At 66.8% G+C, this 12470-nt stretch carries 10 protein-coding genes; 4 read left to right on the top strand and 6 right to left on the bottom strand.

The window, feature by feature from the left end; translation table 11 throughout:
• Positions 1-6: 6 nt before the first annotated feature.
• Positions 7-453, bottom strand: coding sequence for a hypothetical protein (locus DEI99_RS06640; protein WP_111042136.1), 447 nt, complete (start codon positions 451-453; stop codon positions 7-9).
• 160 nt (positions 454-613) lie between these two features.
• Positions 614-1081: a hypothetical protein gene (locus tag DEI99_RS06635; protein ID WP_111042137.1), complete on the bottom strand. Its 468-nt coding sequence runs from the start codon at positions 1079-1081 to the stop codon at positions 614-616.
• A gap of 339 nt (positions 1082-1420) precedes the next feature.
• On the opposite strand from DEI99_RS06635, the gene DEI99_RS06630 reads away from it, so the two are divergent.
• Entirely contained in the window at positions 1421-4222 is a 2802-nt protein-coding gene (locus DEI99_RS06630) for a DNA methyltransferase (RefSeq protein ID WP_111042138.1), read from the top strand.
• A 61-nt stretch (positions 4223-4283) separates the two neighbouring features.
• On the opposite strand, the gene DEI99_RS06625 is transcribed toward DEI99_RS06630, so the two are convergent.
• A complete protein-coding gene (locus DEI99_RS06625; protein ID WP_111042139.1) occupies positions 4284-5498 on the bottom strand; it encodes an McrC family protein in 1215 nt (404 codons plus the stop codon).
• Complete coding sequence (locus DEI99_RS06620; RefSeq protein ID WP_111042140.1) at positions 5479-7617, bottom strand: AAA family ATPase; 2139 nt, start codon at positions 7615-7617, stop codon at positions 5479-5481. Before DEI99_RS06620 ends, DEI99_RS06625 begins: the two co-directional genes overlap by 20 nt.
• Before the next feature lie 248 nt (positions 7618-7865).
• Here DEI99_RS06620 and DEI99_RS06615 point away from each other — a divergent pair, with 248 nt between their 5' ends.
• The gene (locus tag DEI99_RS06615) at positions 7866-9038 is read left to right on the top strand and encodes a GTPase family protein (protein ID WP_111042145.1); all 1173 of its coding nucleotides are present in this window, start codon (positions 7866-7868) and stop codon (positions 9036-9038) included.
• Between the two features lie 283 nt (positions 9039-9321).
• Here the strand turns inward: DEI99_RS06615 and DEI99_RS06610 are convergent, their stop codons facing one another.
• On the bottom strand, positions 9322-10254 hold the full coding sequence (locus tag DEI99_RS06610; protein ID WP_111042141.1) for an NADP-dependent oxidoreductase: 933 nt from the start codon (positions 10252-10254) through the stop codon (positions 9322-9324).
• A gap of 157 nt (positions 10255-10411) precedes the next feature.
• Positions 10412-10612, bottom strand: a complete 201-nt coding sequence (locus tag DEI99_RS06605; RefSeq protein ID WP_146247216.1) for a hypothetical protein — start codon at positions 10610-10612, stop codon at positions 10412-10414.
• Positions 10613-10814: 202 nt separating this feature from the next.
• Here DEI99_RS06605 and DEI99_RS06600 point away from each other — a divergent pair, with 202 nt between their 5' ends.
• Positions 10815-11654 carry an ABC transporter ATP-binding protein gene (locus tag DEI99_RS06600; protein ID WP_181434562.1) on the top strand — a complete coding sequence of 280 codons (840 nt, stop codon included), beginning with the start codon at positions 10815-10817 and terminating at the stop codon, positions 11652-11654.
• Entirely contained in the window at positions 11651-12460 is an 810-nt protein-coding gene (locus DEI99_RS06595) for an ABC transporter permease (protein ID WP_111043161.1), read from the top strand. Before DEI99_RS06600 ends, DEI99_RS06595 begins: the two co-directional genes overlap by 4 nt.
• The last annotated feature ends 10 nt before the right edge of the window (positions 12461-12470 follow it).

Below are 12470 nucleotides of genomic sequence, written 5' to 3'. Positions count from 1 at the left end.
GTTGCACTACGGAGCATCTGTGGGTCTCGGATTCAGCGGGGTTCCGAGCTTCGGAGGCTCACCGGAGACGCAGTGGCCGTAGATGATCGTGGCGGCGTAGTCCGTGCCGGACTGGAACTGGATGCCGAACCCGTCCTCCGCGGTGCCGCCGTTGTACCCGTTCGGATACCCGATCACGGTCCGCGGTGGCTGCAACGTGTTGTCGTGCTGAACCCGCACGTTCTCGTAGCCGCCGGCCTCGAGCGCAGCGGCTACCTGCTTCGTCACCGCATCCGGGGAGTCGCTCAGCGGTAGTCGGCGTGCTGCGTACAAGCTGAACTGGGAGGCACCGGACACAGACGGGCAGGAACCCAATGAGGATTCGAAGTCGTCCTCCCAACCGTCCTCACCCACCACGCTCTTGATCGTGTCGAACACGTCGGTGACGTTCTGGTGGGCCTGTTCAGGGGTCATCGGCGTGGCACCTGTCGCTCCGTCCGACGAGTCAGGTCCCGAACAGCTGGCCAGCATGACCGCGGCCGAGATCGCGACGGCGATCCCGACAGCACCGCGCCCAGAACAACGGATCATCGATGAACCCCCTCGAAGACCCGCCCTCGACCGCAGGACGATCTCAAGTGCCTGACGGTTCCGACGATTCGGAAGGGCGCGGGTTCAGCGGCGTTCCGAGCTTGGGCGGGTCTCCGGGCACGCAGTGCCCGTAGATGATGACGCCGACGAAATCGAGATCGGTCTGGAACTGCAATCCGTAGCCGTCAGCAGCGGTTCCGCCGTTGTAGCCGTTCGGGTACCCGATCACCGTCCGGGGAGGCGACAGCGTCTCATCGTGCTGCACGCGGATGCCTTCCATGCCCAGCTTCGACTCGAGCGTCTCTGCAACACGCTTCGTCACATCATCCGGTGTGCTGGCGAGAGGCTGGTTTCGGATGGCAGTGAGCATGAACTGCGCGCCTGATTCGCCCTGAGAGGAGCAACCGTTCCATTCCGACTCGGTCCCCTCGGCCCATCCATCCTCCCCGACGACCGATGTGATGGCGGCGAAGATGTCAAGCACATTCTGATGTGACTCCTGCAACGTCATCGATGAATCCTTGCTCGCTGGGGCATGTGGGCCGGTGTCAGAGCAGCCGGTGACGAGGGTCGCGACGAGTGCGCAAAGGGCCGCTGCGGTGCCCCATCGGTCATAGCGTCGGATCACCGGTCAGCCCTGTCTCCCACTCGTACATGAACCAAATGATCGAGTGTCGAGTCGCGGGCATGCGATCCTTTCGTACAGAGCTTCCGAAACCGCCCTGCCCGGCGGCGCATCTCAACCCGTAGCCGCGGGGCCGCCTCCCTACTGTGGGCGGCGCGGATAGTGTAGAACTATTGCCGAACGGGGGTTCCCGGCGTCGGCCCCGCACGACCGAGAACGGACCCCATGGCATCGATGCCCAGCGCCAAGCCGAAGGTGCTCTCCACCACGGAGATGACCCGCCGCGCTCAGAAGTTCGTCGCCACTTGGAAGGGCGCAAGCAGCGAACAAGCCGACGCTCAGACGTGGTGGAACGACCTCTTTGAGACATTCGGGCTCGACCGCCGCACCGTCGCCGTATTCGAGCACCGCGCCAAGCGGGCGTCGACCGGCGAGCGCGGCCGGATCGATATCTTTATGCCGGGCGTGATGATCGGCGAGTCAAAGAGCCTCGGGAAAGACCTCGAAGCCGCCGAGAGTCAGGCGCTCGACTACCTTGCAACCGGCGACATCGCCGCAGCGGAGATGCCCCGATACGTCGTCGCGTCGGACTTCGACGTCATCCGCATCCGCGACCTTGAATCCCCGTCGGACGACCCGATCCAGTTCCGCGTGCAGGACCTGACGAAGAACATCCGCCACTTCGCTTTCCTCTCCGGTTACCGGGCACCGAAGCGCGCGGTAGAGAAGCAGGAAGCCGTCACGGTGCAAGCGGCACGCACCATGGGTGCGCTCTACGACACGCTCCTCGGCGACGTCGACGCCATGTCCGAGGGACACGACTCGGAGCAAGCCGCGGTCTTCATGACGCGTCTGCTGTTCTTGCTGTACGGCGACGACGCCGGCGGACTATGGGAGCAGGGGCTGTTCGAGCGCTTCATCCTCCAGTACACCGGCGAGGACGGTTCCGACAGCGGCGCGCTGATCACGCAGCTATTCCAGGTGCTCGACACTCCGAAGCAGCGCCGCTCACCGCATCTCGATGACATCTACCTGGCGTTCCCCTACGTCAACGGCGGCCTCTTCCGCGATCGCGTGGACATCCCTACGTTCAACCGGGGCATGCGCGCCGCGCTCCTTGCCGCCTGCCGTGAGGAGTGGAGCGAGGTCTCTCCAGCGATCTTCGGGTCACTGTTCCAGGGGATGTCGAGTCGAGAGGCACGCCGGAAGCAGGGCGAGCACTACACGACCGAAACGAACATCCTGAAGACCCTGCGACCGCTTTTCCTCGACGGCATCGAGGAGAAGTTGAAGGCCGCGTGGCCCTCCGAGTCTGCCCTACTGAAGCTGCACGACTCGTTCGAAGGCATGCGCTACATGGACCCGGCGATGGGCTGCGGAAACTTCGTCATCGTCGCCTACCGCGAAATGCGCGATATCGAGCTGCGGCTCCTGCAGCGACTCCGCGAGCTGCGCGGCGAGACAACCGCGTACACGCTTGACGGCACCTGGGACCTGAAGGTCAGCCCGGAGCAGTTCGGCGGCATCGAAATCAATTGGTGGCCCGCGAAGATCGCCGAGACGGCGATGTTCCTCGTGGACCACCAGGCCAACCAGCGCATGGCCGAGAGCCTCGGCGCCGCCCCGGAGCGGCTTCCGATCAAGCTCGCCCCACGCATTGTGCACGGCAACGCCCTCCGCGTGCCGTGGTCAGATGTCTTCCCGCCCACCGACAGCACCTACGTGTTCGGCAACCCGCCCTTCCTAGGTCACAAGACCCGCGACGCCGACCAGCTCGCGGACTTCCGCGCTGCCTGGGGCGACGTCGATATCAGCCGCCTCGACTTCGTGACTGGCTGGCATGCCATCGCGCTGCGCTACCTGTCCGCGACGAAGTCGGCGCAGTTTGCCTTCGTGACGACGAATTCAATCACCCAGGGCGACCAGGTCCGCCTGCTGTTCGCACCGATTCTCGCCGCAGGATGGCACATCAGCTTCGCGCATCGCACCTTCGCTTGGACGACCGAGGCGACGGGTGGGGCAGCCGTGCACTGCGTGATCGTTGGCTTCACGAAGGACGCGCTCGGCGGGCGCCGCCTCTTCGAATATCTCAACCCAAAAGCGGAGCCCGTCGAGATTAGTGGGGTGCCGAATATTAACCCATACCTCGTGGCAGCGCCCGACGCTCTCATCGACAAGCACTCGAAGGTGCTGAGCCCGTCGCTCTCCCCCGCCACGTACGGATCCATGCCGCGCGACGGCGGCCATCTGCTCGTCGAGCCCGGCGACTACGCCGCCGTGGCAGCTGACCCGATCGCATCGAAGTACCTGCGCCGCTTTGTCGGAGCCAGCGAGCTGATCAAGGGCGATGACCGCTGGTGCCTCTGGATGGAGGGCGCGGACTTGTCTGATCTGCCGAAGTCACCGATCCTCCGTGAAAGGCTGGAGGCCGTCCGCGCGCTACGAGCCGCCAGTTCGGCGGAGAGCACCCGCGGATATGCAGATCGCCCCTACCTGTTCGTGCAGCGTGCCCAGCCCCGCGCCGCGTACATCTGTATCCCGGCGCACTTCACTGAATCGCGCGCGTTTGCGACGGTGGCGTTCTTCGAGCCCGATGTCATCGCTAGCAACGCGAACTTCACCGCGGTCGACCCTGACGGCCTGCTCTTCGGCGTCATCTCGTCCTCGATGTACATGGCGTGGCAGCGGACCGTGGGTGGGCGGATCAAGTCGGACTTGCGCTTCGGGAACACGATCACTTGGAACTCATTCCCCTTTCCACAACTGACCGAGTCCGAGCGGCAGCGGATCATCGACGCGGGCAAAGCCATTCTCGCAGCACGAGCGGAGCAGCCCGGGAAGAGCCTCGCAGACCTCTACCAGCCGCTGGCGATGGCGGCGTCCCTACTGGCTGCGCATAAAGCTTTGGATCGCGTCGTAGATCGTGTGTTCGGCTTCGCCAAGCCGCCGACTGATGTCGCCCGCTTGGAGCGTCTCTTCGAGCGATACACGGCCCTCACGAGTACGGCCCAGGTAGTCACTCTTTGACGACGGCGACGAGCGTCCCGTCGCCTTCCGAGGAGCCGTAGGAGTGGGCTGACTTTGCCAACTACAAGTCCAGCAGCATCAATTGCACGAACGCATCTGAGGGCGATGCGACGACACGACCAAGCTCCGCCATTCGCTGGCTCAGTCCGCTGACCTGCTGACCGGTATCGACGGCCATGCGATGAATCGTCGGACCGGCGACGACTCGGAGCGAGTCTCCTAGCCGGTCCCCCGCCGCGTACATAAGCCACCCTTCTGCCAGCCCGAACCTCCGGCAGTACGCCGCCATCTGGTAGAGGTCAGCGTTCGGGTACTGCCCGTGCTTCTCGACCTTGTACTTGACGTCGATGCACGCCCGCACCTCCCCGTCGACGAGCCACACGAGGTCCGGCGCGATCTTCACCGTCCCCTCGACATCGAGCGTCGACGCGTACTGCGCCACGAGCTCTCCCCCGAACGGCCGGAACGCCTCCCGCAGCGCAGCGGTCACGAAGTCCTCGAAGACCGACCACATGTTGATGAGGAACCCCGCCCCCACGAGCGACCCGGCACGCTGCTCGATCGACGCGCCCGACAGCACGAGCGACGCCAGCGGCAGCACCGCCGAGTACCGCGCGTTCCGCCGATCGGACCGGACCACCGGCACCGGCGCCCCGACCGGGACCACGGTCACCCCGTCGAGTACCCGCACCACCCGCCGCAGCCGCCCGACGACATCGGACGGCACTCCCGGCAGCCGCAGCAACCGCGTCGCTGCGGTCAGCACGAGCTGGTTCTCCGCGATGTCTTCCACGTAATCGTCGAACGACACCTCGACCGGCAGCGGCTGACCACCCCGCCGTGTGAGCTGATCCCCGATCCGCCAGCGTCCGCGCACCAGCGGAAGGGCGTCGTCGCGCGTCACGTACCCGCGCAGCGCACCTCCGGCGAGCGCCCGCGAGGCCTGCCGCTCGAACGCGTGCGCCAGCGCCGGCACGAGGTCCTCGTCGGCCGCGAAGCCGAAGTCCTCGTCCTCCCAGATCGCGCTCCCCGCCCGCGCGTAGCCGAGCATCGCGAACAGCCGCCGCACGGGCGTCTTCGGCCGGATCCACACATCGTGACCGGCGATCCGGACGACACCGACCTTGCGCACGCCGCTGACGCGGTACTCGTCCGCGACGAACGTCGGCCAGACGTCCGCGATCCGCGCGGCGACGAGACCGGCCGCGACCTCCCGCGGCATGCGGTACAGCGTTGGCTGGTCCGCCTCCCGCAACTCAACCCGCGGTGTCGGCACCGTCGGCCCCGTCCGCGACGGACGGCGTCGCCTGGCGACGCAGTGCTGCCAGGCCGTACCGGGCCTCCAGGTCGACGCCGTCGCCGTAGTGGTGCTCCGCCAGGAGCGGCAAGATTTCGTACCGCCACACGTCAGCCAGACCGTGCGCGTCGAGGTCGCGCATCAGGAACGACGGCCCCACCTTGGCACCGTGGTCGGCGATGGCAGAGTTGAGTCGCGTCAGCAGGTCCGCGCGATCGTCCTGGAGGCCCTTGGTCGCCGCCCAGCCGGCGAGCACGTCGCGGACGGGGTCGCGTTCCGGGTGCAGCTCGATGAAGGCGAAGCGGCGCCGCATGGCGGCGTCGAGCATCGCGATCGAGCGGTCCGCCGTGTTCATCGTGCCGATGACGAAGATGTTGCTCGGCAGGGTGAACGGCTCGTCGCTGTAGAGCAGTGAGATCTCGCTGTCGCGGTACTCGAGGAGGAAGTACAGCTCGCCGAAGACCTTCGCAATGTTGCCGCGGTTGATCTCGTCGATCACGAGGAAGTAGTTCGCCTCGGGGTTGGCCGCGGCCGCATCAGCGAGGCGCCGGAGCGGTCCCTTCCGGAGGCTGAACGCGAGGGCGCCACTGTCGTCGTTGGCAACCGGGCGGAAGCCCTCGAAGAAGTCCTCGTACGAGTACGTCGGGTGGAACTGCACGATCGTGGTCTCGCCGTCGGTGCCGTCCGTCACGTGCTTCGACAGCGCCTGCGCGAGGAACGTCTTACCGGTGCCCGGAGGGCCGTAGAGGATGACCTGTTTGCGGCGCTCGATGAGATCGAGGGTGTCCTGCAACCAGCGCTCGGGCATGTGCATGCCGGAGGCAAGCTCGCGGTCCGCCGGGGTGAACGACGTTCGCGCTTCCTTCAGGGGAGTGTCGACCGGCTGTGGCTCCCGCACATCGAGGTCCACCACGTGGACAGGATCGGGCTCGCCTGACCATTTCGACTGCAACGGCTCGCGGTAGTACACCGCCGGCCCGTTGTCCTTCGTCTGGAGCGCCAGCGTGATCTCGAGGAACTCGCGATCGGGGTCCTCCGTCACCTCGACGGCGTCGATGTCACCGACAACCTCGCCGCGGAACGCCGATCTGATCCGCTGGCGATCGACCGCGGAGATCACCTCACCGAAGGAGTCCGGGTGCACCAGGTACATGAGCTCGTTGCGCATCGTGGGGAACGGCGTGCCTGGGACTGCGGCCACGAAGTCGCGCCACGCCCAGGGATCGTCGAGGAGCGCTTCTCGTTCGTCATCCGTGAGCGAGACCCACCGGTCAGCGAGCCGCACCACGATCGAGAGCGCGTTGAAGACCCCCTGCGCCATTCCCTGGCCCGGATTGAATGACCAAGAGCGGAAAGCCTGGTCGACCTCAGCCGGAATCACAACGGGCTCGTGCATCAGACTCAGGAGTGCCTCGACGCGTTCCCGCTTCTTCCGCTCCCCCGGGGTCTGTAGAGGGAGGAGTTGCCAAGCGATCAATTCAGCCATGAGCAGGCGAGCATCGTCGCTCGCGTCCGCGAACTGTTCACGAAGCTTGTCGAGGAAGCTCTCTCCCGCCACGTCCGCCCGGTCGACGAAGCAGCGAATCAGTTCCGCCGTGACGTCCGTGCGCCAGACGGAGCGATGCTCGGCGAAGACCGAGCCCAGCTGGCGCAGACCCCGTTCTCGGAACCGCTCGGAGGCCTCTCGGACACGCTCGGCCCCGACGTCGGGCGGCAGGATCGCGACGCCCAATCGAGCTGCACGGTCAGCCATCAGCGTCTTGGTGACCTCACGCGCGAAGCGGGTGGCCGCTTTTCGGAACTCTGTGGGATCGGAGGCTTCCTCCACGATGCGACGGCCCTCGTCAGTGATCGTCCACAAACCATCACCCGACTTCTGCAGGAAGCCCGCACGGCCGAGCATCGATGTGCCGAACCAGAACGCGTTCCGTCCGCGCGGCTCGGGCCTGGATGACACGAACGTCGCCTCGCTGGCACTCATCGGTATGTCGGCGACGATCGCATCCCACACCTCACGCCGGCGAACTGGCTCCGGATGGTCGACGAGGAAGCGAAGCGCCGCTACCAGCCGCTCGTCCTGCAGTCGCTGATCCGACACGAGGTCCTCCTGATCCGGGGACCGTCGGGAGGGGTCCTCACCTTCCAGATGTTATGGGATCTCTGAAGTTGTTTGCGCTGCGAGGGGACAGGCCGCTCCCGCACAAGTGCGTGATCCCGCAACTCCTGTCCAAGAGGAGCGGGCTGGCCCGTGAGCCACTCGATCCTCGATGGCGCGACGCTAGATTGACGTTGACGCGCAAAGACTCCTCGCACGAGGTGCCGCGCCAGACGGAGGGCCGACGCACCATGACCGAAACGCAGGGCGAGCAACTCGACGACGACCCAGCGATCGACGACAGCCCGTTCTTCGAGGCCAATGCGAAAGCGAAAGCGAAGTACGGGCGTTTCAACCTCGCGGTGGTCGGTGGCACAGGTGTCGGCAAGTCCTCACTGGTCAACGCGGTCTTCGGCCGGGACCTCGCGAAGGTCGGTAAGGGTCTTCCCATCACTGAGGGCGTCCACTACTACTCCGACGACACTCTCGGGATCTGGGATTTCGAGGGGTTCGAGATCGGGTCGACGACATCACCGGCTGAGTCGCTACGGCAGCATCTGGGCGTTGTTGCGCAGAGGTCAAACGAAGAACAGATCGCTGTCGTCTGGTTCTGCGTGAACTCGACCGCAGATCGACTGACACGCGCCGACATCGACATGATCCGAGAGCTGGATGACGCCGGCCTGCCCGTGATGCTCGTGCTCACGAAAGTTGAATGGGACCGGACCATCGCGGGATCCTTCAAACCGCCACACGGAGTACAGGCCTTCAAGGACTGGCTGGATGAGCCAATCGATTCGGACGAGAGGCCAGTCGACATCCCCCTGCAGGGCGTCGTCCTGACGTCAACCCAAACGAAGAACGGGAAAGGGCCGGGTCACGGACTCGGTGATCTCCTCACGCAGACCCTCGAACTGTCGCCCGACAATGCGAAGGATGCATTTCGCGTCGCCCAAAAACTCAACCTCCCCTGGAAGCGCCAGATGGCTCGCTCGGTCATCGCGGCAGCTTCAACGGGCGCTGCCGCTGCCGCTGCGATTCCGATCCCGGTAGCGGACGCAGTTACCTTGGCGCCGATCCAGCTCGCCATGATGGGACGAGTTTCGGCGATCTACGATCTGGACTTCAAGACCATGATGTCCGTCTCCGCGGCAGCCCAGATGAGCGCTCAGCTCGCTGGTCGTGCTCTTGCACGCAGTTTCATCAAGTTGATCCCGGGCGTCGGGAGTGTCGTGAACGCTTCAGTGGCGGCGGCTCTCACTCTCGCCGCTGGTGAAGGATGGCTTCGTCTTTGCGAGCAGGTCCGCGTCGGAAAGGTAGACCTCTCGAAGATCGATGAGGCTTGGCGTGACTTCAGTCCCACCGTGGTCAGCGTCATCAAACACCTGGTGACCCAGCAGGCGGCACATCCAAAGAAAAGCTAGGCGTCTGCCTTCGGGACTCGCCGTTTCAGCGCCGGAGCTCCCTCGCGCTGTCGGCCGTTCGCTCGAACAGGCGTCCGTGGTTGCCGGAACGAGCGCTTACCCAGGCCGCTTCGAGCGAGTGCCTGCCTGCTCGTCCATACAATCCTGCAGCATGTCTCTCCTCAGCAATTGAGTGCTAATCGCTGAAGCGCCATGCTGTCGTAGAAGCTCACGGGGTCTATCGTTGAAGTGGGTTCCTCTTTTCTGACATAGCGCGTCGTCGAAATCCGACCACGTCGTCAACTCACCACGTGAGCACGAACCGCCCCCGCGTCCCGCCCGCTTCGAGCCGCTCGTGCGCCTCCGCAGCCCGCTCCGTCGGCAGCACCTCGGCCACCCGCGGCGTCACCGTCCCGCTCTCGACCGCGTGCCGCAGGTGCTCGAGCTTGTCGAACGACCGGTACTCCGAGAACACCATCACCTGCACGAACTCGATCCCCCGAGCTCCGTTGCCCTCCCAGCCCCGCACGTCGAAGAACACACCATCGTCCCGAACAGCGTCCACGACCGAGGACCGCTGCACCGCAGCATCGGCGAGCGCATCGACCCCGTCCGGCACGAGCTCGCGCACTGCGGCAGCAAACCCGTCACCGCGAGGCACGATGTGGTCCGGCCCGAGCGAGCGGACCAGCGCCTCGTCCTTCTCAGCTGCGTCCGCGATCACGGTAAGCCCGGCGGCCTTCGCCAGCTGCACCACGTAGTTCCCGAGCAGCCCCGCGGCTCCGGTCACGGCGAGCGTCTGCCCCGGCGCGAGCGAGGCGTGCGACAGGATCTGCAGCGCCGTCAGCCCGTTCATCGGCACCGTCGCCGCTTCCTCCACCGAGGTCCCTCGCGGGATCCGCGTGAACGACCCCACCGGCGCGACGAGCTCCTGCACGTAGGCCCCGCCGTGGGCACTGAGCGGCAACGCCATGGCCATGACCTCGTCGCCGATCTCCCACCCGGACACGTCGGGCCCGACCTCGTCGATGACGCCGGCGGCGTCCATGCCCGGCACGTACGGCGGCGAGGCCTCGGAACTGTCGCGCTGCCCCGCCCGCACCCCCGTGTCGGTCGGGTTGACGGCGAACGCCTGCACCCGGATCCGCACGGATCCGGCTCCAGCGTGCGGCTCCGGCACCTCGTGGGCGGCGAGGGCCTCCGGCCCTCCGAACGTTTCGACTCCGATGACCTGCATCCTCCCGGTCTACGCGCCGGTTGCTTGACGCAACCTGACGCGACCACCCCACGGCCTGGAGGCCCTGCACCACCCCGCCCCGCGCCTCCCGCCCGTCAGGGGATGCGGTCCACGGCACGTGGTGCGCCATGCTGCTCCGAGTGTCCCGACGAGCTCCTCACCCGGTCCGACGGTCCAGTGATTCGCCGAGGAGCTGACCGCTCTCCGCCGACCCGCTCGCGACGTCCTCGAGGGCACCCGCCAGGAGCCATGACAGGACTTCAGGCAGTTCCGCATCGACATCGACGAGGCCGCGCAGACCTGAACGATCGTCCGCCAGCGTGCCGAGCCGGTCTCCTCCCGCGACGAGGGGCTGCACGATCCCGACGACGGTCCGGGATGCGGCCGCAGTACTGAGACGTTGACGGTTCCGGTTCACGATCCCCGACGATCGCGAACCAGAACCGTCACCGGCCGAAAACCGAACCACCTCCCCCGCCAGCACCATCCCCCGATCGGACGATGCCGAGACCACCGCCCCGGTCGATCCCTCACGGCCGCACCGCCGCGAAGCTGGACCCATGCCCGACTCCCCCGCCATCGAGGTCCACCACCTCGGCAAGCAGTACCCCACCGGCAAGCAGGCCGTGGACGACGTCTCCTTCACGGTCCAGCCCGGCGAGACCTTCGCGCTCCTCGGCCCGAACGGCGCCGGCAAGTCCACGACGGTGGAGATCCTCGAGGGCCACCGTTCCCGCACCGCCGGCGAGGTCCGCGTCCTCGGCCACGACCCCGCTCGGACCAGCCGCAGCCACAACGCCCGCATCGGCATCGTCCTGCAGACCAGCGCCGAGTCCCCGAACGTCACGGTCGCCGAGCAGCTGAACCACTTCGCGACGCTCTACCCCGAGCACCGCAACACCGAGGAACTCCTCGCCGCGACGGGACTCGAGACGCAGCGCACCACCCGCATCAGCCGACTGTCCGGAGGCCAGCGCCGCCGCGTCGACGTCGCCCTCGGCATCATCGGCCGCCCCGAGGTCCTGTTCCTCGACGAACCGACCACGGGCTTCGACCCGGAGTCCCGCCGCCGGTTCTGGGACCTGCTGCGCCAGGTGCAGGCCGAGGGCACGACGATCCTGCTCACCACGCACTACCTCGACGAAGCCGCGCACCTCGCCGACCGCGCCGCTGTGATCGCCGACGGCAGGCTGCTCGACGTCGCCCCGATCGACGAGATCGGCGGCACCGCGGCCCGCACGCCCCGGGTGCGCTGGCGTGACGATGCCGGCGCACACCACGACGAGCGCACGACGGATCCGACGGCGTTCATCCGCAGCAGCACCGCGGTCATGCACGACCTCGAGGTCGTCCGCCCGTCCCTCGAGGACGTCTACCTCGACATGGTGGGCACGAAGTGAGGACAGCGACGAGCCGCATCGCGTACGAGCTCCGTTGCTCGTTCCGCTCCCCCGACGCGGTCTTCTTCACGTTCCTGTTCCCGGTCGTCATGCTGGCGCTGTTCTCGGTGGCCTTCGCCGACGCCGACCCGATCCGCGCCGTGGCAGCGGACGGCCGCCCGGTCGCCGTCGACTACGCCACCTACTACCTGCCCGGACTCGTCGCGACGGCGATCCTGCTGTCGGGCACGCAGGCCCTGGGCGTCGACATCGCGACGGAGCGCAGCGACGGCACGCTCAAGCGTCTCGGCGGCACACCCCTGCCGGTCCTCAGCTACTTCGTCGGCAAGGTCGGCATGGTCGTCGTCACGACGGTCGCCCAGATCGTCCTGCTGCTCGGCGTCGCGAGCCTGGTGTTCGGCGTCGCCCTGCCGACCGACGCGGGCGACTGGGGCGTCTTCGCCGGCGTGGTGCTCCTCGGCATCGCCACGAGCTGTGTCCTCGGCGTCGCGATCTCGGCGCTCCCCCGCGAGGGCCGCCGCGCCACCGCCACGATCGTCCCCGTCGTCCTCGTGCTCCAGTTCATCTCCGGTGTCTACCTGCCCTTCGTGCAACTACCCGCCTGGCTGCAGGGCGTCGCGTCCGGCTTCCCCCTGCGGTGGATGGCGTCCGGCATGCGGTCCGTCTTTCTGCCGTCGGGGTTCGCGTCGGCCGAGCCGGGAGGCGCGTGGCACCTCGGTACGGGAACGCTCGTCCTGGCAGTGTGGCTGGTCCTGGGCACGGTGGCCTGCCTGCTCACGTTCCGGTGGAATCGCAGGGACACGTGACGGCCCCTGT

The sequence above is a fragment of the Curtobacterium sp. MCLR17_036 genome (assembly GCF_003234445.2).
Taxonomy (GTDB): domain Bacteria; phylum Actinomycetota; class Actinomycetes; order Actinomycetales; family Microbacteriaceae; genus Curtobacterium.
Note: the sequence above shows the minus strand (reverse complement) of the source record. Positions and strands in the feature narration are given on the sequence as shown.

Excerpts from the sequence above, each read along its gene's own strand:
- DEI99_RS06615 (WP_111042145.1), top strand. The coding sequence starts at position 7,866 with ATGACCGAAACGCAGGGCGAGCAACTCGACGACGACCCAGCGATCGAC.
- DEI99_RS06635 (WP_111042137.1), bottom strand. The coding sequence starts at position 1,081 with ATGACGTTGCAGGAGTCACATCAGAATGTGCTTGACATCTTCGCCGCC.
- DEI99_RS06610 (WP_111042141.1), bottom strand. The coding sequence starts at position 10,254 with ATGCAGGTCATCGGAGTCGAAACGTTCGGAGGGCCGGAGGCCCTCGCC.
- DEI99_RS06600 (WP_181434562.1), top strand. The coding sequence starts at position 10,815 with ATGCCCGACTCCCCCGCCATCGAGGTCCACCACCTCGGCAAGCAGTAC.
- DEI99_RS06640 (WP_111042136.1), bottom strand. The coding sequence starts at position 453 with ATGACCCCTGAACAGGCCCACCAGAACGTCACCGACGTGTTCGACACG.
- DEI99_RS06630 (WP_111042138.1), top strand. The coding sequence starts at position 1,421 with ATGGCATCGATGCCCAGCGCCAAGCCGAAGGTGCTCTCCACCACGGAG.